We start from the raw sequence: 26,132 nt of genomic DNA, 5'->3' as shown, positions 1-26,132 counted from the left end.
CCGCCCTCACCCCAACAGGAGCGCACTCGGCGCGCCCTTCCATGTCACCACGAGCTCATCGCGTGCGCGGCTCGCCGCGACGTAGAGCAGCGACCGGAACTGCTTGTCCTTGTCGGGCCTGTCTTCCTCGGGAACACCCTTGTATGCCCATGCGGGTGGGAACGAGCCGTCGGAGACGTCGAACAGCACGACGCGCGAGAACTCCATTCCTTTCGCGGTGTGCATCGTCATCGCGACCGGGCTGCCGCCGGTCACACGGGGTGCGTTGAGGAGCGTGAGAGAGACGTCGCGCTGGGCGAGACCCTGCTGCACCTTCTTGGCCGCATTGTTGGATGCCGCGAGCACCGCGATCGTCTCCTTGCGCACGCCCTCGTCGATCCAACGCTTGATGTCGGCCGCGATCTTGTCGAGCTGCTCCGCGTCCGACTTCGCCGTGTGCTTGGTCGGTTTCGGCCCACTTCGGGCGGAACGGTAGCCCTCGGTCGAGACCTCGAGTCCTTCTGAGTCGTCGTACTCTTCCCCGGCAAGCACGCCGAGCGCGAAGCGAAGATTCTCGAGGGTGGTGCGGTAGTTGAGGGTCAACCGTCGCGATCGACCCTGAATATGGATGCCGTAGTGCTTGAGCACCGTGGGCCGCCCGTAGATGCGCTGGTGGGTGTCGTCGGCGATGAAGAGGTCGTTCGCCCCTTCGGCCACGATCGCTCGCAGCAGCTTCCACTTGGCGGGTTCGAGATCTTGACCCTCGTCGACGAGGACGTGATCTGCGAAGGTCGTCCCGGTCGACGTCAGCCACTGTGCACCGATCGCGGCGATCTCGCCGTAGCCGAGCTGGTTTGCGATCCGCTGGTCTTTGCGCATCTGCTCGATCACCGCCCACACGGCCGCTCGCTTTCCTCGGTCGAGTGCGACGCCGCGTCCCGGGCGACGGACGGTGAAGTATGCGTCGGCGTTCAGGATCCTGTTCGGCAGCACCACCTGGGCGTACTCGTCGTCGAAGAACGCCGGCGACTGCAGTGAGATCGACAGCGACGACCCCGCCTGCGTGATGGCCGATGACCAGTCCGGCTCCGCGGGCGATGCCGTCTTCTCGCGCGTCGAGCCGATCGTCGCGAGCGCGGCCTCGCTGAAGCCTTCGCCGGCGCGCATGCGCACCTCGGCTGCGAGTTGATCCACGCCTCGCACGAGCACACCGGGGTCGCCCAGCCTCTCTGCGATGGGAACCGAGGCGTCCAGACGCTCGAGGTCGCGGCGCAGATTCTCGGCGAGCGCGCGGGTGAACGTCGTGAGGATGATGCGTGCAGCAGGATTCTCGAGCGCGAGGCGACGTGCCCGGTGCAGCAGCACCACAGTCTTACCCGTGCCCGCGCCCCCGCTGAGACGGAAAGACCCCGAGTAGTCCTTCTCGACGTACGTGCGCTGTTCGGGATGCAGGAAGACCCGCCACGCCCCGAAGTCGCCGTCCTCGATGATCCTGCGCAGCTCCTCGTTGTCCTCCACGTAGGTGAACTGCATCTTCGATGCGGGGTGCTCGAGCGCCTTGAGGATTCTGGTGTCTTCGTCGTCTTCGGGTTCGACTTCTACCGGCTTGTCGAGTCCGAGCTGCTCACGGATGACGTGAAGTGCCTCGCGTGCGGCCATAGAGAGCAGCACTTCCTGCTGCCACTGTGTGTGCAAGTTCTCCGCGAACTCGAGCAGTGCGTCTTCGTCGGATAGAGCGAAGGCCGCGTCGGCAAGATCCTGTGTGAATCCGAACTGCTCTGTCAGGTCGGTGACCAGGTAGCCCAGTTCGCTCAGCAGAGGTGTCTTGGACTGAGCGGTCGGAACCTCGGCGGGCGTGGCCGCGGCGTCGACCGTGACCTCCTGCGCAGCGACAGCCTCGTGCAGTTCGAGGACGCCGTTGACGTGGTTGAGGTGGAGGGTGAGCTTCTTCGCCTTCTCGGTGCCCTCGTCGTGGGGCCACGTTCCGGCGTAGACGTAGTGGGTCTCTCCGTTCGGCGGATCGATGCGGAACAGCACGGCGCGCCAGAAGTCGTTCACGCGGCCCGTCCGAGCGCGAGCGTCGACCGCTCCGTTGATCGGTTCGATGTGGAGCCCCGGGCTCGCGTCGTTGGCACTCAGTTTCTCGATGAACGTGAAGATCAGCGCCTTGACGTCCTTGTCGTGTTTGGGCTGCTTGACGCTTGCATAGGTGACGGCAGGCATGTCAGTCTCCTCCGGTCAGTGCCGCGACCTGCGCGGCGAGGTCATCGGACTGCGGGTCGAGGAGCGTCCAGCCGTCGCTGGTCAGCGAGTCGGCTTCGCCGTCCTGCAAGTCCAGAGAGATCGCGACGCGTGCGTCCGCCCACGCGAACGAGATCGGAATGCCCCCACCGACCTCGACGCCCATTTCAGGCAGCGGGATGGAAGCCGCAGCCAGTCGATCGATGACGTGGCGTTCGGCACCCGTGGCGTACGCGGCGAGCGACGCCCACTCGCTCGGCAATTCGGTTGCGCCCGTCGGCGTGACACCCGGAGCCGCGGCGGAGAGAGGGGTAGCGGCTGCCAGCCGCGACAGGGTCGTGATCTCGACACCGGACATGTCCGCGCGCCACCCCACGACGTTCGACAAGTGCAACCACAGCCGCCATGCGTGATCGAATCCCGCGTCAGCGAGCGCCTCGTCGCGGTCGTCGAGGACTAGGGCGAAGTCGGTGGCCCCACCACCTTTGAGCCGCGTCGCCGAGACGAGGGGTCCGGCGGCTGTGACCCAGTCCGGAGCGGGTATTGGTGACTTCGGTAGCCCTTCGACGAAGACGCGGGCAGCGCGTTCGAGCGCCGATTCGCCGCCGAACGGCGTCGAGGTCGCGGACCTTTGGAGGATCACCGGCAGGACGCGTGCGACGGTGTCGCGACGCTTCGCCTCGTCGTCGGGCCTCTGCATCCACTCCATGAGGAGCGTGACCGGGTCGGCGGTGAGCTTCGCAAGCTGGGTGAGCGGCAACTGCGCCTGGGCTGCGACCTTCTCTGCCCATGCCGGCACGAACCACGAAGTGTCGAGCTTGTCACCCATCAGATCCGCCCACGTGACCGCGACCACGCGATGTCCGAGCCCGCGCGCGGCGTCCCGCTTTTTCGTGTCGTCGGCGAGGCGGTTGCACCCGACCACCGCGTGGAAGGCCTTGCCATCCGTGTAGATCGCGATCGGCTCGGCGCCGCCGCCGAACTGTTCCAGCACGAAGTCGGGCTGGGTCGGGCCCAGCGGAACCTGTGGACGCAGCATCCAGATCCGTGAGTCGCCGGGGAAGGACACCTGTACCTTGTTGCCCCAGTCGCCCGGGATCTCTTTCACACGACCGCCCAGAGCCTGCGCGCGTTCGATGAAGGTCTTGCGGAACAGCTGTTCGATCACGGACTCGCTGAGCGGGACGCCCGGGTCGACGTCGGTCACGTCGAACGCCGTTGACGGATCGCCCGTCGATGAAACCTCGAGCAGCTTCGCGAGCGCCTGTTCCGCCGACGCGCGAGAAATGTTCGCATTGCCCGGAGCGAACGGCAGCAGGCAGCGGTGACACGCGGCGCGCTGCTCGTCCTGGCATGGACAGTCCTTGAGCACTCGCCAGGCGTCGATGAGGATGCCGTGGAGTCGGGCCGGATCAGCGAGCTCTGCGAGGTAACCCGTGCCGCCGGGGACGGTGTCGTGGATCAGCAGTGCCTGGGCCGTTCCGCCCTCGTCGCCGAGCGGCTCGGTCACGGGCACGATTCGCAGATGGTCCGGATCGCCACCCATCGATTCGCGGAGTCCGAGCAGCACGGCTGCGCTGAGACTCGGGACCACCACGCCGTCGCCGAGCGTGAGCGCGGGAGGGAGACGGAGGAAGATGCCCTGCGTCACGAGCGTGCGGGCCAGAGCCAGCGCTACCGTCTTCTCGCTGGATTGGTCACGTCGAGGGCACCACGGGCGGTGGTCGCGACGGCTGTTTCCGCCGGCCTGCGAGTCGAGCTGACCACAGGTGTCGCACACGCGGAAGAGTGGGCCCGTGACCTCGGAACCGGCGAGGAAGCGGCTCGGTCCGGCGCCCGAGCGCTTGCCGAAGTTGATCCACCGGATCGTCAGGTCTCGGGCATACGTGACGCCGAAGCTCGTGCCCTTGTCATACCAACGACGCACGATCCCGGCGGGGTTGAGGTCGGCACCGACCTTCACCGCGAACGCCGTCCGCCGCCGATCGTCGCTGCGATCGCCGATGACGGCTTCGTCGCGGCGCGCGACGGCCGAGACGGTCTTGAGTTCCGCCACGGGCATCCGCTGGGCGGCGTCGCCGATGCCTTTCGACCGACATCGGGGACACTCGGTGAGAGGCCCGTCGGCGCTCCGCCGGGCGAACCCGCACTCGGGGCAGAACGTCCAGTCCTCGACCGCTTCGCCGCCTGGGCCGAGATCGACGGCGTCGACCGGGATCTCGAGCCCCTGGGCGTAGAAGTAGGAGCCGGGCGCCAGTTCGTGGATCGCTATCGCCGCTCCACGTTCATAGCTGTAGGTGTCGTCGTGCCACTCGGAAGTGTCGGGATCGATCCACGACACCGCGGCGTCGAGGCGCACGGAGTCGTCGAGGAGCGTGTAGTTCGGCAGAAGCCCGAACCGCTCCAACGCGCCGATCCAATAGCCGTCGGTGAGTGCGGTCTGCTGGGCACGCAGCATCCGATCAGCCGCCTGGGCAGCCCGGAACGCGTCCTTCGCATCGCTCTCGACGCCCAGCTCTGCGGCGGCTTCGAGATCGGGGAGTGCCTTGCCGATCTCTGTACGCCGACGGGTGACCGTCTGCAGCTCGAGGTTCCAGCGCAGTACGGCGTCGCGGACGGACGCCGCGAGACCTGAGGTCCCGGCTTCTCCGGTCGGCGTCGCCCAATCTCGGAGGCGAGTGGCGGCCGCGTCGCCCAACGTCGGGAACGACTCGAGAAAGGCGTCGACGAATTCGTTCGCGCCGGCGTCGGCGAACGCGATCGCGTCACCGAGGAACGAACCGGCCTCGGACGTCTTCAGCACGTCGTTCGCCTTCTGAACGGTGTCGGACTCGGCCGATCGTCGGTCGAGGATCGACGCGAAGTACTGCCGGCGCAGGATCTCCTGCGCGTCGACGAATGTCGCCGGGGGGCGCACCGCACCGTTGATCACCGACAGCGGGTCGCCCATTCGAGGCAACTGGTCGCCGCGACCCGTGACCGTCGCGATCGACAGCGCGTTTCCGGTGAGGCGGCCCGCGCGGCCGACGCGCTGAAGGTACGACGCGACGCTCCGGGGGAGCCCCGCCAGCATGACGGTAGACAGGTCGCCGATGTCGATTCCCATCTCGAGAGTCGGGGTGGCGACGAGGACGTTCGGCGCCGACGGGTCGTCCGACGACGACTTGAACCCGTTCTCGTAGTCGAGGCGAACTTTCGTGTCCAGCAAACTCGTGTGCTCACGGGCCACGACGCGACGCACAGATCCCTTGTCGTAGAGGGTGCGGTAGTAGTTCTCGGGCGTACCGCCCACGGGCCCGAGGGCCCCGGGGCAGCGCGCCGAGATGCACGGGCCGTCGCGCAACTGACCGATCGCGTCGGCGGTGCCCGTCACGGGGTTGCGGCACACATCGCACTCGAGTCGCACGTCGCCGCTTCGGAGGGCGTCGCTGTCGACCGGCCGCACCACGATCGACGAAGGCGGGATCAGGTAGGCGGTCGCAGCCCCACCCGATACCTGGCGTGAGCGGAGAATCCCGATGCGTTCGAGCTCGGCGAGGAGCGCCGCGGTCAGGCGCACGCCGTCGGTCGCCGCCGACCCGAGGACTTTGCGCGCCCAGATCGCGTACCAGCTCTGCGCAGACGACACCACGTCTAGGTGCGTCCGATGGGCGTCGTCACCGGTCGGGGCGTGCGGGCCCACGCGAGGATAGCCGGGAGCGTCGCGTCCGGGTGGGAACGCCGGCATCCCAACCCCGCGCTTGCGACCGCCCCAGATCGGCCAGCGCTTGCCGTCTTCTTCGATGTAGCGGGTGAACCACTCGTGTTCGATCGCACCGCGGTCGCGCATACGCTCGAGCACACCGCGCACCCATCGGACGACACCGTCATCAGACGTCGACGCGGGATCCAGCCCGCCGATCACACCGTCGGCAGGAGTGTCTATCAGCACCTTGCGACCCGCGGCCCGCAGCGCAGCCTCGGTGGCCGAGACGGATGCCGCCAGGCTGCCGGTCAGTTCGAGAGTGCGTCCGACCCGGGACTGCAGGCCGAACTCCATCGCGAGATCGAACTGCAGCCGTCGCTTCACACGGGTCAGCACGGCGGCGGGCACCCCGCGAAGTGTCTCGGATTTCCAGAACTCGATGAACTCTTCGCGCTCGACGAGGTCGGGAGGCAGCAGGCGGTAGCGGGCGTCGGCGTCGTCGCCGGCATCCTGCACCAGCAGGTTGGCGATCTCGTCGAGTGGCGTCGCGTCGTCGGCGACGGCGTGACGAATCGCGTTGCGAAGGGCGAACACGTGCGCGCGGCTCTGCACGAAGCCGGCGCGGTGCGCGGCATCCTGCACGCTGTCGGTGAAGACGAGCGCCTTCTTCTCGGCGCGGTCGAGGTCGGCGTCGCCGAAGAGTGTGGTGACGACGACGGACAGCATGGTCGCCATGGCGCTTCCGAGGAACCGGATGCCGTCACGTCGGCCGCACGCGGGACACACGTCGTCGCGCGAATCGTCGTCGATCTCGCCTGACGTGAGCGCGAGAACGGGCAGTGCCGTCCCCTGCTCGTCCGCATCGTCTGGTCGTGAGGTCAACAGCGCGCGATGCTCATGGTCGAACCACGCGAGACCCGGGACCGGCTCGCCGCCGAGCGCGGCGTCAGCTTCGGAGGGGGCATGGAGCAGAGCGCGGAAGCGACTCTTGCTGTCGCGGGCGGCGTGGTCGCGACGGATATCGTCGTCGGTCGCCGACAGCTCGTTGCCGACGGGGGCGAGCTGCACACCCCATCCGCTGCGCCCACAGTGACGGCAGAAGATCGCCGGGAACCATTTCGTGTCGATCGTGTCGTCGGCCCCCGCCGCCACGGGTCCGTTGTCGGCCCAATGGAACCGCGCAGTGGGTGCTGTCGCGCGGTCGATGCGGGTGAGCTCACGGATCCACATGTGCAGGTCGATCGACAGCGCTCGCCGCCCGAGGCGGGCGCGCACATGGCTGAGTGCCGCGAGCACACGGGTGAGGAACACGCGCCGCGCTCCGCTGCGACTTTCAAACGTCTCGGTCACGCCGAGGCCTGCGGGGAGCAGCTCGTCGGCGAGATCGTCGATGCCCACCGCCTTTTCGGCACGCGTCGCGATCGCCTGCACGAGATCATGGGAAGCGACGGATGCCAGGAGGTCGTCGTCTGAGACCGACGCCCAGTCGACGTCCGCGCCGTCGGCGAACAACGCCGAAAGCACTCGGCCGGCGAGTGCGCCTGCGGGTGCCCCGTCGATGTCGCCGGGGAGTGCTGCGATGTCAGCGACGAGGGAGTTGTCGAGCCCGCGCGGCGCGCCGACGGGAGTGCCTGAGGCACGCGCGGCGCGCACCCACTGACGCACCGACTGGCGGGTCTCGCGGACGACGCTGTCGGCGGGGAACGGGATTCCGAAGACGGTCTCGGCGAACTCGAGCATCCTCCCGGGATCGCCGTCGTCGCCGAGGGTGGCACTGGTCGCGATCGGAGTGACATCGCCGAGTGGGCCGCTGCCGAGGGGCTCGGGCGCGTTCTCTGGGCGAAGACGTCGCAGCGTCAGCCCGAGCCGGCGGAGGAGCATCGCGACGTCGGTGCCCTGTGCGCCGTCGTAGGTGTGGAACTCGTCGAGCACGAGGTATTGGAGACTCGATGCCGCCGCAGCGAGGAGAGGCTGATCCGCGCTGCGCAGCAGCAGCTGGTCGAGCATCTTGTAGTTGGTGAGGAGGATGTCGGGTGGATCCGACCGGATCGAGCCGCGGTCGTTGATCAGGCCGTCGGCGGTGACGCGGGTGCGACTGCGCCCCGCGGTCTCGCCGGTGTAGATCGCAGCGCGCACGCCTTTGAGCGCATCGTGCCCGCGGATGAGCTCGGCGAGGCGCCGGGACTGGTCGTTCGCGAGGGCGTTCATCGGATAGAGGATGAGCGCCTTGACTCCGGTGTCTCCCGCTGCTTTCGCGCGGAGGACGTGGTCGAGGATCGGGTAGAGGAACGCCTCGGTCTTACCCGAACCGGTTCCGGTGACGACGAGCGTGGGCTGGGGAGCGGTCTTGACCGATCCGTCGGGTTGCTCGCCGCGGTTTGCGGAGCTCAGTCGCCGGAATGCCTCGGCTTGGTGGCCATACGGGGTGTGCCCCTCGTACCAGCCGAGCGAATCGCGCCAGCCGTCGGCGGCCGCGCGGAACGGCACCCGCGCGCGGACATAGGGGCCTCGGAAGATGCCGCCCTCGGCGTCGCCGAGGAATTCGCGGAGCGCGCGCTGTGCCTCTTCGTCCGACAGCGCGAACGTCGTCGTGAGGTAATCGACCAGGCTCGACCGGATCTGCGCCGCCTGGCGCGAAGGCAGCAGTTCGCTCACGAACGCTCCTGCAGGATCCGCTCGAAGTGCGCATACGCCTGCCGCATGTCGGCCTCGCGGTCGAGCGTGACGAACGGGAGCTCGTACTCGTACGTGTTACCTGACGGGTTCGTCGCACTGCGCTCGTCCTGCGTAACCGCATCACCCTTTTGGCGCCAGACCTTCAGCACCTCGTTAGGGACTAAGCGGCCATTCTTGTCGTAGATGTACGGGCTTTTCCCGAGCCCACGGTCGTAGTCGAATAGGACCGGAAACTGGGTGCGGTAGACAGTGCATAGCTCGTCAGCGGTGATGCCGAGCGAAATAGCGCACAACGCATCGATCTCCACCAACGCTTGACGCCGGTCACTATCTCGACGTAGGGGAGACTCGGCTGTCCATGTTGGTGCGTCAGCCTCCAAAGCGGGTCTGTTGGCGTACGCGAAACCGGGGGCCCAACTCATTAGAGCAGCGGGCGGACGCGCCTGTCTCCTCCACAGATCGTCGTACGCGGACGTTAGGGCGTTGAGGCGAAGTGCACGCCAAGCTATCGCCGACGCGCACAACCCGGTCGCGACGGGGAGGCGTTCGATCGCCCCGAGGAGAATCGACGACTTTGGAGCCGCCCGGACCGAGAGATCAGCGAGCAAAGACGACATTGAACCCGCAACGATGGAGAGGCTGTCATCCGCGTGTTCACGCATACCGACGGAGAGCACACTCTGTCGAAGGTGCGTGGGTCCGGGGGGAATAAGCGCTGGGATGAGTGTGCGCTCCCCGGTGTTCGCGGCCATCATACGCCAGACGACTCGGTAGTAATCGGTGGCGGGTTTGCGATCGGGACCCCAGGTCATGAATCCGGACTGGTATTCGGCGCGGGGGAGTGTTGGCTTGTAGATCGTCACTGGTGCTTCCGCTACCTGAATACCCTCCAGGTCTACCCGTGACCAGTCCTTATTGTTCTTCATCGAGGGGTTGGGGTACTTGTAGATCGGCGTGGCGACGAATATATGCGGACCCTGCAAGATTGCGCTCTCGACGCCAGTACGACCCCAGTCGACGTCGAAACGGCCAGACGCGCGATCGGTTGTCTCATCCCACCCGCGCGCGTAGTCGAGGGAGTACTGACCTCCGACACGCGGGGCATCCGCAAGCTTCGAAAGTACGCTCGCCGTTGCGTGGTTCACGGCGTACAACATTCTCGTCTGTGCCACGGGAGATTCCCCGCCCTCGAGGAGAGTCCACCACGAGCGCAGGGTGGAGCTGTCAACGTGCGTTATGCGATCTCGATGAGGTCGGAGGTCCCAATGGCCATCGCTAGTTCTCAACCCTGGTTCCGGGCCGGTGCCATCGTGCTGTAGGGAGCCCACAACGGTGGACGGGTGGTAAAGATTTGTCGCCATCAAGAAGCCTGGCTCACCGGGTGAGCCGTACACGTGTACGCCGTATGTGACCAGATTGTGGATCTCGAACAATGCGAGCTCGTTGACGAATTGCCAGTGACGCCGAAGCCGCCCGTATGTCGCCCGGCGGAGTGGCCCGGCCTTCTCGTCGGTGAAATGCGTCTCGGGGTGAATAAGCGCGACAGAACCCCTTGACGAAAGGTGCATCCAGGTTTGCTCCATGAAGCACCGATAAAGGTCGGGCTGAAGACCTGCGAGATGCGGATAGTTGACCGGCGATCCCACGAACGCGGCCGTGCACGCGACATTCGCCGTCCCGTCGACGAGTAGATCGCGGATGCCATCGAGCTCGAGCGTTTGTGCACGCTTGGCCTTCACCTGGATCTGCGTGGGCTTGACGGCGAGCTGCCACCAGGGGTCGCCCTCGGCCAGGAGGGCGTCGACGTTGGACCTCGGTCGCACCCACGGCGGGTTCCCGACCTGCAGGTCGAATCCGCCGCGAGCGAATACGCCAGCGAAGTCAAGCTCCCAATGAAAGAAGCCATTGTCTTTGGCGATGCGCGAGGACACCGCCAGCCATGGGTGACTTGCCAGAGCGTCGTCGATGTCGAGGGCGCTCGACCAGTCGAGGTCGTCCTTCTCGGCCTCCTCGAGGTCGTCCCATTCAGCTGGCAGGCCGAATTGCTGGGCTCCTTGGCCAGCCCGGCGGGCGGTAGCTCGCGAGTGGCCGCCGATCAGCATAGTGAGGCCGTCGAGCCATCCATCGAGGTCGGGCGGAGTCACTCCTTGCGTCAGGTGGTCGGTGAGCGGCCAGAACCAAAGAGCGCTCCACGCATCCATCACTCGCCGGAGGCGTCGGTATGCGCCTCCCTCGTCGTTGAGGAACGCCTCGACCTGGCGTCGGGATACGATCGAGTTTTCGCCGTCCTGCTGCGGTCGAGGGTCGTTCCAGAGCGCGACCTCTCGGGCGACCTGCTGCTCAGCGATCTCAAAGCGCCGTAGCGTGAACTGCCAGAGCACTTCGACACGATGGCTCAGCCCGACGAGGCGGTCGATCTGCTTCTTCGATGGTTTCCTGCGCAGCCGTTTTCGCCAATCGCGAATCGCAGCGTACGCCTCCGGCGCGAGCTCCTTGCCTTCATTGGCATCGACGCCTGATCCCCAGCCGTCTGCTGGGAGGAGGAAGTGATGGACCTTTCCAAGCGTCGCGCTGCCGAGCTTTCTCTCTCTCATCTCTTCGGCGAGAGTTGAGACCGGCACTGGTGTCGGTACATCGTTCAACCACGACTTGTCTTCGACTTGTCGCTGCGAGTACACCGCACGGCGGGCGCCTATGAGGGAGTTGCCCCGACGCAAACGCAAGCCGAACCACGGAGCCTGCAGACCGTCGACCATCGTGTCGAGCCACAGCGAGATCTCGGCGAGTTCCACAGCGGTGGCATTGAGGTCGACGCCGTACACCTGGTGCAGCGCGATCGCTGCCTTGACCTTCTGCAGCTCGCGGGGGCGCTCGTCAGGGTCGATGCGTTCGCCGGTCTCGTGCTCGCGGCGCTCGAGGTACTGCTCTGCGAGTTGTCGCACAGCCTCGATGGCGAACGCCCCAGATCCGAGCGCTGGCTCGCACACCGTCATGCCGAGAATCTCTTCGGCGGTCGTGCGGTGGCCGTCCTGGTCGAGCAGCTCTTCGAGTGCCTGTGACACGACGAACTTCGTCAGGACTTCGGGGGAGTAGTACGACGCCGAGGTCTGGCGCTCGCGGCCGGAGAGGCGGAACACGAACTCACCACCGCTGTATCGGCGTGGCCTCGATTCGCCCGTGATCGGATCGGTGATGCGGACGAAGTCCCTCTGTGCGATGCCTTCTGACCGGGTGACCGGAACGACCCATGATCCCTTCGAGCCGTCGCCGCCAGGCGCGACCTCGTAGAGATCTTCCTTCGCGAAGAAACCCGTGTACGACATGAGGCCCTCGTACACCGCGCCGAGCTGGTTGATGCCGAGGTCGGCGTACGAGATGAAGCCGCGGTCACGGCCCTTCTTGACCTGGTTCTCGCGGGTGAGGAGGAGAAGCTGCAGCACGCGCTGGAGCGCCCCATCACCGAGTCCAACTTCGTCGATCAGCGACGTCGCCGTCTTCGCGAACAGGTCGGCGTTCAGCGAGTTGAAGGTCAGTCCTTCGCGGAGGGTCTCGTCGGTTTCGCGTTCCTCGCCGGCGTCGTGGCCGGCATCCACCAGTCGGAAAAGTGTCGCGAGGGACCCGGAGAGGTGAGTGCGATGACGTGATTCCTCGCCGAGCTCGACGAGGACGAGCTCACGCAGTCGATCGAGGCCGTAACCGAGTGAGTACTCCGGAGCGCCGACCGGCAGCACCTTCATCTCGGGCGAGGCCTCGGCGTAGAGGAGGAACAGGATCCGGTAGAGGTAACGCAGCGACTGCCGCGCGAGGACGTTGGCCTCGGCATCCGGAAGCGACTCGAGATCTTGGGTCTTGCGACGCCGCACGACCTCGTTGGCGATGATCTCGATCGACTCCCGCACGCCCTCGCGCAGGTCTTTCGAAACACCGACGGTGTGCTTCACCGAGTCGTCGAGCGTCTCTGTCCACCACGTCGTGCCGTCGACGTCGGGCAGCACGGTCTCGCTGCTGAGCACGGTGGCGGCGCGATCGAACTCGCCCGCCTTCTTGGTGTCGCCGCGGTCGAGCACGAGCTGCAGGTCGACGGCGAGGTAGCGGCCCTCTGCCCAGCGGTCACGCTCGGCGAGGAGCGCCCACGTTCCTGACAGGACGACAGCAAACGCCGGGGTGTCGTCACCGCTGAAGAGATAGGAGAGGCAGCGCGCGACAGAGCTGACTGCGTCGGCATCGTCCGGGGTGAAGGGCTCGAGCAGGGTCGCCTCGTCCTTCGCCAGCAGATCGGACACATCATCGACGCGGTGCGCACGCACGACGGCGCCGGCGGGCGACTCAGGGGTATCGGCGGGCGCGATGATCGTCACCGGGCCGCTCACCGTGCGGTGCCAGCGGGCGTCGGCGTAGCCGAGGGCGGTGACGAGCGGCGTGAGCACCGCGGCGTCGTATGCGGCGGCATCCGTCGCCTCGCTTGCAAGCGCGCTCAGCAGATCGCGACGAACCGCAGCCAGGCGGGATGTCGGCGTCTGCTCGCCTTCCCTTGCGCGCTCGTCCCATGACTTGCGCAGGGCGCCGAGCCGGGACTGGAACGACTGTTTTGTCGACTCGGTGTTGAAGTAGTGCTCGCTGATCCAGTCTTCGCCGACGACGAAGGCATCCGATGCCATGCTCAGTTCTCCTCGGGGACGATCACGAGCAGGGGGCGAGCCAGACTTCGCGCGGGCAGCATCGTCCGGGCGATCTCGGCCTCTTCACGCACACGGCGGGCGCGTTCCTTGACCCCGACGCGTTGGACGAGGTCTTCCGAGGCATCCACCCATTCGTCGACACGATCCGACCACTCAGCGACCCTGCGACGTACGTCCTGCGCGGCGGCATCGGACGTCATGCGCAGGTGTTCCTCCGCAGCATCCACAGCCGCGGAGATGAGCTCCTGCACCCCGTCGACACCATCCACGCCGGCGGGATTACTGCGATCGGGGGTGATGCCGAGTTCGTCGAACGCTTCTGCGGTGTCGGCGAAGGGGCGGATGGAGGTGCCTGTCACGGCGACAAGGTTCGTCGCGATGACCTGACCGCGGGCATTCGTCAATGACCCCAGCACGAGGACCGTTGGGGCGTGGACGTCGCCGCGAACGGCGAACACCTCGTCGCGACCGAGACGGGCGAGCGTGCGGTCGCCCGCCCAGTCGAGCACCGGATGCAGCGGACCGAGATAGTGGGCCTCGGGCCAGAGGCCCTTGTTGTTCGCCTTGTCGTTCTGCGCGTCCTTCAGTGACGCCTGTGCTCGCGTTAGGGTGACCGCGAGTTTCATGTCGTCGACGACGCGGCGGTCGGTGAGGTAGGTCTGGGGGAGTACCGCGAGGCGCTGGCGCAGGTCGTCAGTCGGGGTGAGTTCGACGAGTCCGTAGCCCTGGTGGTCGACCCAATCGACGCCGCCGGCACCAGGGGATGCGGCGGGGGTCTCGAAGACCTCATCCAGCGCGGCGGCGAGGTACGCGGCATCCGACGGGAACAATCCCGTGCTGATCCGCTCGGTCACCGTCACCTCGGTCGTGCTGTCGACGTGGTGGTCGGCGTCGTCGAGGATGAAGGTGAGCCAAGGGTCGTCGGCATCGGATGCGACGGAGTCAGGTGTCGGAATCAGGTCTTCGAGCGATTGACCCTTGATGAGCGCCGCTTCGACCGCCTTCTCCTCTGCGGCGACGCTGTACGAGCCCATGAGCGCGCCGGCGTCACCGAGGGCTCCATGAGCCTCGGTCTCGCGATCGACGAGCTTGGTGAGCACCCGGATGTCGCCGACGAACTTCTCGTGTGTCGGTCGCAGGAGGAGCGTCGTGATCTGCGGGGCGTGGCGCTGGCCGTACCGGTCGATGCGGCCGTTGCGCTGCTCGATGCGGATGAGGCTCCACGGGATGTCGAAGTGGATGAGCTCGTGGCACTGGGCGTGCAGGTTCACGCCCTCGGAGGCGATGTCGCCCGTGACGAGGATGCGGATCGGGGACGCGGAGAGCTTGAAGGACTCGACGACCTCCTGCTGCTCGACATCCGACAGCCCGCCGTGCAGCACGGCGACCTGTTCGGGCTTGAGGCCGAGCTGCGTCTGAAGCTGCTGCTGGAGCCAAAGGAGCGTGGGCACACGCTCCGAGAAGACGACCGCGCGCATGTCGGACGATTTCGAGACGCCGATGCCCTTGAGATACGTGACGAGCTGCTCGAGCTTCGCCGAGGGGCTCGCAGCACTGTCCTTCGCGAGGGCGAGCAGCCGATCGAGTGACTCGCGCTCACGTTGTTGCGCGTCGGTGCGCTCCTCGCCGAGAGTGCGGATGCGGTTCTTGACCGATTCGACGAGGGCGGGGGGACTCGACAGGTAGGCCTTCGCCAGGGTCCAGGGGAAGAGACCCTTGTTCTCGCCCGAGTATGGGCTCGAGCCTGCCGCCGGATAAAGCCAGACGTCCGCGAGCTCGTGGGCGACGGCATCCTCTTCCAGGGAAGCGTCGACGAGCAGGTGCTGCAGATCCTTGCGCTCGACCCAGTCGTCGCCCACCTCACGGGCGACCTCGGGGGAGTGGCGATGGCGGCGGACGACGAGCCGGTCGAGCGCCTCACGGTTGATGTCGCCGTCGGGGCCGACCGCGGTCGGTTCGAGCAGGCGGATGAGTTCGGCGAACGACTCTTTGTTGCCGTTGTGCGGGGTCGCCGACGCGAGGATCATCGCTTCGGTGTTCGGCGCGAGCACGCGAGCGAGTGCGTTGTTCTGCGTGCCGGAACCGGTGAGGTTGTGGGACTCGTCGATCACGACGGCATCCCACTGATGCTTGCGCAGGTGGTTGAGGTAGCGGTCCTGTTTGAGGGTGTCCATCGAGATGATGACGCGCTTGTAGAGGCTGAACGGGTTGCGGGTCGCGGGGAGCTTCTGGCGCACGCGCTGGATGCCGACCGAGTCGAGGCGGACGAACGGCAGAGCGAACCGCGTCCACATCTCGAACTGCATCTGCTCGAGCACGTGTTTTGGTGTGACAATCAGTATGCGCTCGCCGCGGCCGCGGCGCACGAGTTCGGAGAGGATCATGCCGATCTCGATCGTCTTGCCGAGCCCCACCGTGTCGGCGAGGAGGATCCGAGGGCGAAGGTTGTCGGCGCTCAGCGCCTTGCGGACCGCCGAACGCTGGTAACCGAGGGCGTCGGTGAGCATCTGCGTCGAAACCGAGAGTTTACCTTCGCCGAGCGGGATCGGGGTCTTGCGGAGCGTGGACTCGAGCCAGAGCCTGCTTCGGCGGTACTTCGGTGAATCGTCGGCGCGGACCTTCGTCTGGCGAGGGTCGTAGGGAACGATCTCGTCGAGGTGCTCGTAGAACGCGGCGCGGGTGTCTCGGACGAGCTCGGAGAGACCCGTGACCTCGACGAGGAGTCCGTCTTGAGTGGGGCTCGCGTTGGTCACGAGCCAGTCGGCGTCTCGCACGCGGACGAGGGAGCCGGGTGCGACGTTCAGGGGCGCGGCATCCATCGACGTCCTCGTCTCCACTCCGGTTTGTCCTCTCCCACGCCTTCGGCCATCGTATCCAGCGAGTGCTCTTCGCGTTCGGGTGCCGGATTTCGAGCCGTCTCGAATCCACTCTATGAGGGTTCTCTCATCTTTCCCTATGCTCGGGAGGGTCGGCGTCGGAGCCGCCACGGGCCCGATGTCGGAGGTGGTCCGTAACGTCTGTCGGCTGGGCTGAGGTGCTCGGTGCCGCGGGGAACCGCCGCTTCCGAATGGGGAGAACGAAGATGAGCTGGCCGGAGCTTATGGAACCTGCGCTGCAGGAATACATCGAGGAACGACAGGCGACCGCGCTGCGGACGTACGAGAACGACCCGGATCTGCTGACCGAGCACGTGCGACAGGAGGACAGCTTCCGCACGGGCGGTTACGGGACGCGGCAGATCAGCGAGCTGTTGCAGAACGCGGTCGACGCGATCGGCGCAGGAGGCGGCACGGGGATGGTCGAGTTCCGCCTCGCCGACGGGGCGCTCTACTGCGCGAACGAGGGTGTGGGATTCAGTCGCGAAGGTGTGCGTGCGGTCACGTACGCGTTCTTGAGCACGAAGCGCGGAGACGAGATCGGGCGGTTCGGACTCGGGTTCAAGAGCGTCCTCGGCATCTCGGACAACCCGCAGATCTACAGCAGGGGCGTGAGCTTCGAGTTCAACGCCCCCGATACCGCCGAGCTGTTCGCCGGCATCCCGAACGAGGGCGGCCGCTTGCCGCTTCTGCGGATCCCTACGCTCGCCGACCCGGCCGTCGCCGCCGCGGAGGATCCCAATCTGGCGGAGCTGATGTCATGGGCGACGACGGTGGTGAAGCTCCCGCTGACCCGCGAGGGTGACCGGCTGCGGAAGGAGCTTTCGAACTTCGACGTCGAAGCGCTGTTGTTCTTCAAGCCACTGGAACGGCTCCGCATCACGGTTCAGGAGTCGCCCGGGTCCGCGCCACTGTCGAAGGACTTCACTCGTGAGGGCCACCCGGACGACGGTGAGGTGCACCTGGTCGCGCCAGGCAAGGAGCGCGAGCGGTGGCTTTACGCCGAGAGGGAGTACCGTCCGACGATCGACGTTTCATCGACGCTCAGCGCCACATCGCTCCGCGAGTCGATGACGGTCTCGTACGCCGTGCGGCCCGAGGGACGAGCGGGAGTCGGGCGGCTGTGGGCGTGGTTCCCGCTTCAGGACGAGACGACTGCGAGCGGCGTCTTCAACGCGCCTTGGCAGGTGAACGACGACCGCACCACGCTCATCCCCGGTTCGCAGCTCAATCGCGCGATGCTGGGCGTGGCCGCGGAACTCTTCCTCGACGTCGTGGCTCGAGCTTCCACCCCGACTGACTTCGCTGCGCATCTCGACCTGTTCCCCGCCCGCGGCCGCGAGATCCGGAGCAATGCCGACAGGTTCCTTTCGGACGAGATCCCGAAGAAGGCGTCGAGTCGACCGATGATCCCCGATGTCGGTGGCCGCCTGCGCGTGCCGACTTACTTCGAGCGGGTGCCCGAGCTCAAGAGTCCGCCTGTGACGGCTGCGGCGGTCCGAGCTTGGGAGGAGGTCGCACCGCGTGACAACCTGCCGCACTGGCAGAGTTTCACCACGGCGACGCGTCGCGCGCGCCTCCGGACGTTGCTGGGAGGGTCGGACGAGCAGCGTTCCCCCAAAGAAGTGGGCGTGGCGGGTTGGCTTCAAGAACTGGTCCATGATCGCGGCGCCGAGAGTGTCGAGACGGCGGTTTCGATCGCGGCGTCACTTTCGCCGATTTCGGCGGAGATGAAGGACGCGGTCGCTTCGGCGCCGATCGTTCCGTTGGAGGGTGGGCGGTGGGCGCGAGTCGACGCGAGCTCGACCGTACTGCTGCCTCTCGAGGGTGCGGCGATCCCCGCGGGAGTCCATATCGTCGACCGCGCACTCGCCGCTTTCGGTTCGATCGCGGATGATCTGCGCTCGCTGGGGTTCCGGGTGGTCTCGGCTGACGAAACCGCGATCGCACTTGCCAACAGTGCCTCCGATCATTGGTCTCCGCTGGACTGGGGGCGCTTCTGGAACGTCGTCAGCTCGGCGACTCCACAGACCGCAGTGCGGGCGATCGCGGATGTGCGCGGGAGAGGCATCGACATCCATCTGCCGACCAGAGCGGGCACCTGGCGCCCGGCTCGCGAGATGCTTTCGAATCCCGCATTCGCTCCGTCGGTCGCCGTTCGCCACGTCGACTCGGATCTGGTTCCCAGCATGGCCCTCGTGCACGCAGCCGGCGCCTCGCCCCGACCTGTCACCGGCTACCCGCTCGGGCGCGACGGCTTGCGAGTCCGGTACGTGTCTTCGATCGAGCAGATGGCGCGCGCGTTCCTTGCCCGTTCGGGAATCGGTGGTGTGCGGATCATCGTGCCCGATGCCGATGGTGTGGGCCCACTCGACGTGCTGGAGGAGAAGCTGACGGACGAAGAGCGAGTGAGTTGGACTCGAGAGATCCTGACCGCGATGGGCAGTCGGGAGATCACCCTGAACGTGCCGCTCGGCGGTCGTAAGACGGCGGAGATCCCTGCGTCATCCTTCGAGTGGTGGGCCGCGCGTAACTTCGGTCGCCTGGCCACCACACAAGGAGTCCGATCGCTGACTGACGCGGTATCGTGGCGCCTCTCGCGCTACGGCGCCTTTCTCCCGGTGGTCATCGACGGTGAAGTGAGTACGGTCGTGGGGCTGCCGAACGAACTCGCATCCGTGTCGGACGCACATCTCGTCGACTTCCTCTCGCGAGCCGGCTACCCGTTGAACCCCGCGGTCGTCGAGCCGTTCGCTGAGCTGCTCCGTCTCAGCGCCTCTCGCGACTCCATCCCGATACCGGACGTGATCCCGGCCGTGTCGCGGGGCACCGTGTCGCTCACCCCGCCGCATGAGGTGGCGGTCGCCGAGAAGTCGGCCGACGTCACCGCGCTCGACGAAGCTGGGGTGGCGTACATCCCGACGGGAGGTGACATCGGTGATCTCGTGCGTCGTTGGGCGCTCCTGCTCCCGGGAGAGGCGCTCCAGCAATCTTTGGAGATTCTTGGTCTGGGCGAGTCTACGCCGGTGCTCGACCTATACCCGAGCCTCCAGGGACGCGTCGTCGCCCGCCTCGGAAAGCAGCGGATCGCCCGTGCGGAATCGATCGCGCGCGTTCTCCGAAGTATCCACGGCGAGTCGAAGCGGCCTCTCACCTCGGCTGTCCAGGACGGGGTCGTGGTCGTGGATCGTTCCCTCGACCATCAGGGCGCACTCGAACAGATTTCGCGCGAGCTCGACCTTCGCCTCACCGCGGACGACGTCCGAGGGGTCCTGCGCGACGACGAATCGATGCGACGGAGCGAGCTCATCGAACGTGCGCAGGCGGCTCGCAACAACGAGCAGCGGCTGCTCATCCTGGTCGGCGCGGATGTGCTCCGCCAGCGATTGCCCAAGGGACTTCTGCCTGCAGTCGAATCCAGGACCGGGAAGCTGGACGATCGCGAGATCGCAGAGCTGTTCATACGAGTACAGGGTCAGGATGCCGTGCGCGCCGTGCGGGAGGACCTCGCACGTGTCGGCGTGCCGGTGCCCAAGCAGTGGGACGGCTCGGCCACCGCTCAAAGCGCCGTGAAGCGGTTGGGCTTCGACACCTCGTTCGCGGGCACCCGGGAGGCTCGGCGGATGTCTGTCACCCAGGTTCAGGGGCAGGTCATCCTCAACGAGCTGCACGATTTCCAGCGATCGCTCGCGGCTCAGATCACGGAGCTCGCGACGACTCACCATCCCGAGAAGAAGCGCGGTCTGCTCTATCTGCCGACCGGTGCCGGCAAAACACGCGTCACGGTCGAGGCGATCCTCCATCTCTTGAAAGAGCGGCAGGTCGAGGCCCCGATCCTCTGGATAGCCCAGAGCGAGGAGCTTTGCGAGCAGGCGATCACGGCATTCGCCGAGGTGTGGCGCTGGATGGGCGACGAACGACCGCTGGACGTGAGTAGGTTCTGGTCGGGACATGAGCTCGATGAATCGACGGAAGAACTGCAGATCGTCGTCGCGATCGACGACACGCTCGCGAGTCGGTTGAACGAACCCCAATACGGATGGCTGACACGGCCCGGCCTCGTCGTCATCGATGAAGCCCACACGGCCGGTACGAAGACCTACACGGAGATCCTCCGATCGCTCGGGTTGACGGCGAACCGGACCGAACGGCCACTTCTCGGCCTGACCGCTACCCCATTCCGCGGGCGGAACGAAGAGCTCAATCGCCGCTTCGTCGAACGATTCGGGTCGAACCGGCTTGAGTCTCTGGATCCGGAGGATCCGATCGGCGAGCTACGGGAACGCGACGTGCTCTCCGAAGTCGACTACGACATCCTGTCGGGCGTTTCGGTCGGGGTCGGGGATCAGGACGCGGAGTTCCGCCGGATGAAGGAGGTCACGAAGAACATGCTGACCCTCATCGGTCAGGACATGGGCCGCACGCAGGGGGTGGTCGACCACATTCAGGCACTGCTGACGAAGAACCCCGACTGGCCGGTGCTGGTCTTCGCGGCATCCGTCGCATCCGCCCACACGATCGCCGCGCTTCTCGTTCTGCAGGGTGTCCGCGCAGATTCCATCGACGGCGGCGCGCGAAAGCAGGAGCGACGCCGAGTCGTCGAGCGGTTCAAGTCTGGGGAGTCGCAGGTGTTGGTGAATTGTGACCTGCTCACACAGGGATTCGATGCACCGAAGGTGCGCGCCCTCTACATCGCGCGTCCGACGTTCAGTCCCAATCGCTATCTACAGATGGTCGGTCGAGGTCTACGCGGGCCGGCCAACGGCGGCACCGACCGGTGCCTCATCGTGAACGTCGCCGACACCTTCGAACAATTCGGCGAACGTCTCGCCTACAACGAGTTCGACTACCTCTGGAGCAAGAAATGACGGACATCCTCGAAACGCTGCCAGCGCCCGTATCGGATCCGAGAGAGGGGCGGGATGCCGTCACCGCCGAGCTTCGTAAGAGGTGGCTCGGGCCACTCGGCGGCGATGCCGAGGTACTGGAACGGAGCCCTGTCTATGCCTACCTCGTGGGCACGCTTTATCCGGTCGAGCGTGGGGTCGCACCCGTGGCGTTCGTCGAGGACGTAGAAGTCGAGGAGACGGACGAGACGCCGCTCGACGTGCCGGAGTTGTACACCGAGGACGATGACGTCGATGCGGGCACGGGTGATAGTGACGAAGAGGACACCGGGATCAACATCACCGGCGCCTTCGGGTGGGCCCCGCAATCGCTGGGCGTGTCATTCGTCCACTCGAGCGACGTCATCGCCGTGAACATCGCCGCCGGAGTCTACGAGAAGGTGGACCCGTCGGCCGAGGACACCGCAGTCGCTGGTGAGGCGGGCGGGACGAAGGATCAGAAGCGCGAGGCGTGGAAGCGTCGGCCACTCTCCGCACGGCACATGGTCACGGTCACCGGGTCGGGATCCGTCGCCGTACTCGAGGGACGCGCCACGCTGTCATGGAGGTCGCGGATCCACAACGGCAAACGGCTCACCACCGTGTCGTTGTCGAACGCTGCGGAAGTCGCGACAGGCGAGGCCAAGAGACACGCGGACGTGTGCCTGTTCCAGGTGTCGATGTCATGCGTCGACGATCACGGGCTTTCGCCGTACCCGCAGGGCGACGTCTACGCGACGGACGAAGACCGCGAACTGGCGTTCCGATACCGCGACAAGCCTGCTTTCGCCATCGGCCACGGCGTAGCCGTCGAGTGGTCGCCCGAGGACGCGCCCACGCTCGTCACCACAACCGTGCTGCCGGAGGTGGAGGTCGCGGCAATCCGCGCGAAAGTCGGATCGGGTGACATCTACTCGATGCGTTGGCTGTCCGACGAGGCGATCGCCGGTGTCGACCTCTCTGCTGCGCTCACCCAGATCGTCACTGACTATCGGGTGTGGATCGACGGCCAGAGGGACATCGCCGACGGCGAGGTGAGTAACTTCCGGAGCGTGGCGGCCGACATCGTCGCCCGACAGGAGCGCGCAGCATCCCGTATCGAGGAAGGAATCGCGATCCTGGCAGGCGACCCACGGGTACTCACAGCATTCAAAATGGCCAACCGGGCGATGCGCTGGCAGATGCTTCGGCAGCGCGACCTCGTCGAGAAGGACGTGCGATACGGCTCGGCGCTGGACGCCGATCGGGGCAAGGATGAGCCTCAGTGGCGCCCGTTCCAGCTGGCATTCATCCTGAGTGCGCTCGCGTCCACGGTCGACGACGAACACGACGACCGCGAACTGGTTGATCTCATCTGGTTCCCGACAGGTGGTGGCAAGACCGAGGCGTACCTCGGCCTGGCGGCTGTCGAGATGATCCGTCGGCGCATCGTCGACGGAGTCAAGGGTGGCGGGCTCGCCGTCCTCACCCGGTACACGATGCGTCTGCTCACCGCTCAACAGTTCCAGCGCGCGGCGACACTCATCTGCGCGCTCGAACTGATGCGTTCCGATGACGAACGGCTCGACGACGCGCCCGCGTTCTCGATCGGAATGTGGCTCGGCAACTCGACCACTCCAGGCACCTACAAGGCGGCGGAGAAGCAGATGCGTCAGGTGCGCTCGCAGGCTCGGCCGGAGAACCCTTTCCAGCTGCTCGCGTGCCCGTGGTGCGGGACGTCGATCATGCCGCCGCGTTCCACCTCGAACGATCGGGCGTACGGAGTTCGTTCATCCGCCCACGGATTCGAGTTCTTCTGTCCCGACGAAACGTGTCCCTTCAACGACCGGCTCCCGGTGCAGGTGGTCGACGAAGGGCTGTACGACAACCCGCCGACAATGCTCGTGGCCACGGTCGACAAGCTTGCGCGGCTCGCGTGGATTCCGCAGGGGTCGAAGTTGTTCGGGGTGAAGAGCGTCTCCGCTCCGCCGTCATTGGTCATCCAGGATGAGCTCCATTTGCTCTCGGGTCCTCTCGGAACGATCGTCGGGATTTATGAGGCAGCCATCGGCGGATTGCTCCGGTGGAATGGGACTGCACCGAAGGTCGTGGCGTCGACCGCGACGACCCGCGCGTCGATCGAACAAGTGCAGGGGCTCATGGCGAAGGCGGTCGAGTCGTTCCCACCCGCGGGTGTCGACGCCGACGACAACTATTTCTCGGAACCCGACCCCGAAGCCGCGGGGCGCCGATACCTGGGGATCATGCCGCAAGCGCACACGCCTTCCTGGGCCGTAGGTCAGCTGTCGGCAGAGATCCTCAACGCTCCGCAGGCGGTCAACCTGTCCGGCAAGGCTGAAGACGCCTACTGGACGCTCGTGGTCTATCACAACAGCCTTCGTGAGCTGGGGCGCACCGTCACCATCCTCCGTGATGACGTGCCATCGAACCTGATCCGACGTGAGAAGGCCGAGGGTTCTGCCCGAGAGCTTGGATCCGACGGTGTGCATGAACTGAACGGGAACGTCGACTCAGCGGAACTGATCGCTCTCTTGCAACGCTTGGAGAAGGGGCCCGACGACGCACAGGTCATCGACGCGCTCGCGACCACCAACATCATGTCGGTGGGCATCGACGTGAGTCGACTCGGTGTGATGCTCGTGAACGGTCACACCAAGACGACGTCCGAGTACATTCAGGCCACTTCGCGCGTCGGCCGTGGAAAGACTCCCGGTCTGGTGGTCACGATGTTCCGATCGGGCAAGCCCCGTGACCGTTCCGTCTTCGAGTCGTTCGGCGCATACCACCGCGCGTTCTACCGGTTCGTCGAACCGTCCAGTGTCACCCCGTGGTCTCTTCAAGCCCGCAAACGTGCCATCCGGGCTGCCCTCGTGATTCTCGTTCGTCATGGGGTCGGGCTCTCGGACAACGGCGACGCGTCGCTGTTCGACCCTGACTCCGCGCCCGTGAAGAAGGCCGTGGCACTGTTGAAGCGGCATGTGGAGTTCGCCGATGAGGACGAGGCATCCGTCGTTGCGAGTGAGATCGATGACGCCGTTCTCGAGTGGGTGGATGCGCGAAACCGTGTCCAACAAGAGGGGAAGAAGCTCGTCTACTCGTCTCGCGACCATGACGAGCGTCTGATGAGACAGTTCACCGATCCAGGCAAGGGATGGCCCGTCATGAACTCGATGAGAAATGTGGATGAGGTGGTCCGCGTGCGGGCGAATGGAGAGCGTCGTGGCTGAAGTGCAGGTGAAGACGGTCCGCGCATCGGAGACGGTATCCCCGTATGGGCCGGGGGCGATCGTGGACATCCTCGGCCAGTCGTTCATGGTGCCGACGGGTGACAAGTGGCCGCCGAGCAAGTTGCGCCGCGCGGTGCGATCGGACCGACTGGCCGAGGCGCTCGGCGTGGACGATCTCTGGGCCGCGCCGACCACGCACACGCCGGAAGATCAGAAGACACCGGGGCTCGAGTTCGAGCGGTTCCCCGCTTGGTTGTTCTGCCAGGGGTGCCGTCGCATGATCAAGTGGACTCGCTCTCTCGAGACGGGTGGTCTGCCGCATTGCCAAGAAGCCGCCTGTGATGGGCGACTTGTGCCGATGCGATTCGTCGCCGTGTGCACGTCGAACAGCCATATCGCAGACGTGCCCTGGGTCGAGTGGATGCACCGATCGGCGGACGGCGACTGCAAGGCAGACGACAAGCTCAAGTTCGAGTCTGCCGAGGGACGCGCCGAAGGTCTCAGCAGCCTGCAGGTTCGATGTGAGCGCTGCGGTCACCGACGTACGCTCGGCGAGCTTCGCCGGGATGTGCTCTCGGTCGAGGGGTTCACATGTCGTGGCAAGCAGCCGTGGGAGCGTGATTGGGGTGTGTGTGGCAAGCCGATCGATCCCCAGCAGAGAGGTGCCACAAGCCTGCACTTCTCGGACACGATGAGCGCGATCGACATCCCCGCGGTGGAGAGCAGATCTGAACAGGATCTCGAGGCCATACGCAGTCATGTGTTCTTCACCGCCCTGCGCGGCGCGACCGATCTTGCTCAGCGCGACATGCTCGCTGGACAGATCTCGCTGGACACCGGAATCCCGGTGGCGGATGTGATCGCGGCGGCGCAGCCCCCCGCAGCACCCGGCGACGTCGACGTCCGCGCCACGCGGAGCGGACTTCAGGCCGACGAGTATGAGGCGTTCATCGCGGCCGTCGCCGGAACCGCACCCGTGGAAGGGTTTCATACGCGTCCCGCTCGGCTTCCTCGGGGTCGAGGCGACGCGAGTGACGGACTTGCGGCTTTGATCACGGACATCGTGCTGGTCGATCGACTTCGCGACGTTCGAGCGGTTCTCGGATTCCGTCGGTACACCCCGGATGCCGAGCTGAAGGCGGCGGTGCCTTTCACTGCCCACGAGCGCAAGTGGTTGCCGGCGGTGGAGGGGTACGGGGAGGGAGTCTTCCTCCGGTTCGACCCGGACGCGGTGGCGGCTTGGGCAGCACAGGAGGAGGTGCAGCGGCGAGGCGAAGCTTTGCTCACGCACCAGAATGCCTCGATTCTCGGCAACCGGCTGCATGTCGTTTCGCCAGAGTATGTGCTGCTCCACACGTTCGCTCACCTGTTGATGCGAGAACTGGCATTCGGGAGCGGCTACACAGCGGCATCCATCCGCGAACGCATCTACTGCGAGTCGGACGGCGACTACGGCGTCTTCATCTACACGACCTCATCCGACATCGAAGGGACCCTCGGAGGACTCGTCCGTCAGGGCGAGCCGCGACACCTCGGATCGGCCATCATTCGAGCGCTTGAGCAGGCAGCGTGGTGCCCGAACGATCCGGTCTGCATCGAATCCGAGCCGCAGAGCATCGACGGATTGAATCTTGCGGCGTGCCATGCGTGCAGCTTGGCGTCGGAGACATCGTGTGAATCGCAGAACCTGCTGCTCGACCGAGCCTTGATCGTCGGGAGTGAGTCGGTGCGCGGATACTTCGAGGACGTGTTGGCGGCGATCCTCGGGCAGAGGATTTGAAGTGGAGGCCGACCGCGCTGCCACATCGCCGAGCAGACGCGAAGGAACCCGCCGCCGTTCTGGGAACCTGGGTCAGTTGCCGCCCGCGCTGGAGATGGTCGTT

The 26,132-nt window shown here is 66.0% G+C and carries 7 protein-coding genes; 3 read left to right on the top strand and 4 right to left on the bottom strand.

What is annotated here, in order from left to right; genetic code table 11:
* Positions 1 to 6: 6 nt before the first annotated feature.
* Genes MA876_RS16035 through MA876_RS16020 form a run of 4 tightly spaced genes read right to left on the bottom strand, consistent with a single transcriptional unit; the run spans position 7 to position 16,079 of the window.
* On the bottom strand, positions 7 to 2,202 hold the full coding sequence (locus MA876_RS16035) for a 3'-5' exonuclease (RefSeq protein ID WP_248151801.1): 2,196 nt from the start codon (positions 2,200 to 2,202) through the stop codon (positions 7 to 9).
* 1 nt (position 2,203) lies between these two features.
* Positions 2,204 to 8,560: a DEAD/DEAH box helicase gene (locus MA876_RS16030; protein WP_248151800.1), complete on the bottom strand. Its 6,357-nt coding sequence runs from the start codon at positions 8,558 to 8,560 to the stop codon at positions 2,204 to 2,206.
* A complete protein-coding gene (locus MA876_RS16025) occupies positions 8,557 to 13,239 on the bottom strand; it encodes an Eco57I restriction-modification methylase domain-containing protein (RefSeq protein WP_248151799.1) in 4,683 nt (1,560 codons plus the stop codon). Before MA876_RS16025 ends, MA876_RS16030 begins: the two co-directional genes overlap by 4 nt.
* Before the next feature lie 2 nt (positions 13,240 to 13,241).
* Complete coding sequence (locus MA876_RS16020; protein WP_248151798.1) at positions 13,242 to 16,079, bottom strand: helicase-related protein; 2,838 nt, start codon at positions 16,077 to 16,079, stop codon at positions 13,242 to 13,244.
* Between the two features lie 263 nt (positions 16,080 to 16,342).
* Here MA876_RS16020 and MA876_RS16015 point away from each other — a divergent pair, with 263 nt between their 5' ends.
* From MA876_RS16015 to drmB, 3 genes are read left to right on the top strand one after another with little or no spacing between them, the layout of a single operon-like run.
* Positions 16,343 to 21,004, top strand: a complete 4,662-nt coding sequence (locus tag MA876_RS16015) for a DEAD/DEAH box helicase family protein (protein ID WP_248151797.1) — start codon at positions 16,343 to 16,345, stop codon at positions 21,002 to 21,004.
* Positions 21,001 to 24,249, top strand: a complete 3,249-nt coding sequence (locus MA876_RS16010) for a helicase-related protein (protein ID WP_248151795.1) — start codon at positions 21,001 to 21,003, stop codon at positions 24,247 to 24,249. Before MA876_RS16015 ends, MA876_RS16010 begins: the two co-directional genes overlap by 4 nt.
* The gene (drmB, locus tag MA876_RS16005; RefSeq protein WP_248151794.1) at positions 24,242 to 26,029 is read left to right on the top strand and encodes an MrfA Zn-binding domain-containing protein; all 1,788 of its coding nucleotides are present in this window, start codon (positions 24,242 to 24,244) and stop codon (positions 26,027 to 26,029) included. Before MA876_RS16010 ends, drmB begins: the two co-directional genes overlap by 8 nt.
* The last annotated feature ends 103 nt before the right edge of the window (positions 26,030 to 26,132 follow it).

It is taken from the genome of Microbacterium aoyamense, assembly GCF_023155855.1.
Lineage (GTDB): Bacteria > Actinomycetota > Actinomycetes > Actinomycetales > Microbacteriaceae > Microbacterium > Microbacterium aoyamense.
This window is presented reverse-complemented; position numbering and strand designations above follow the sequence as displayed.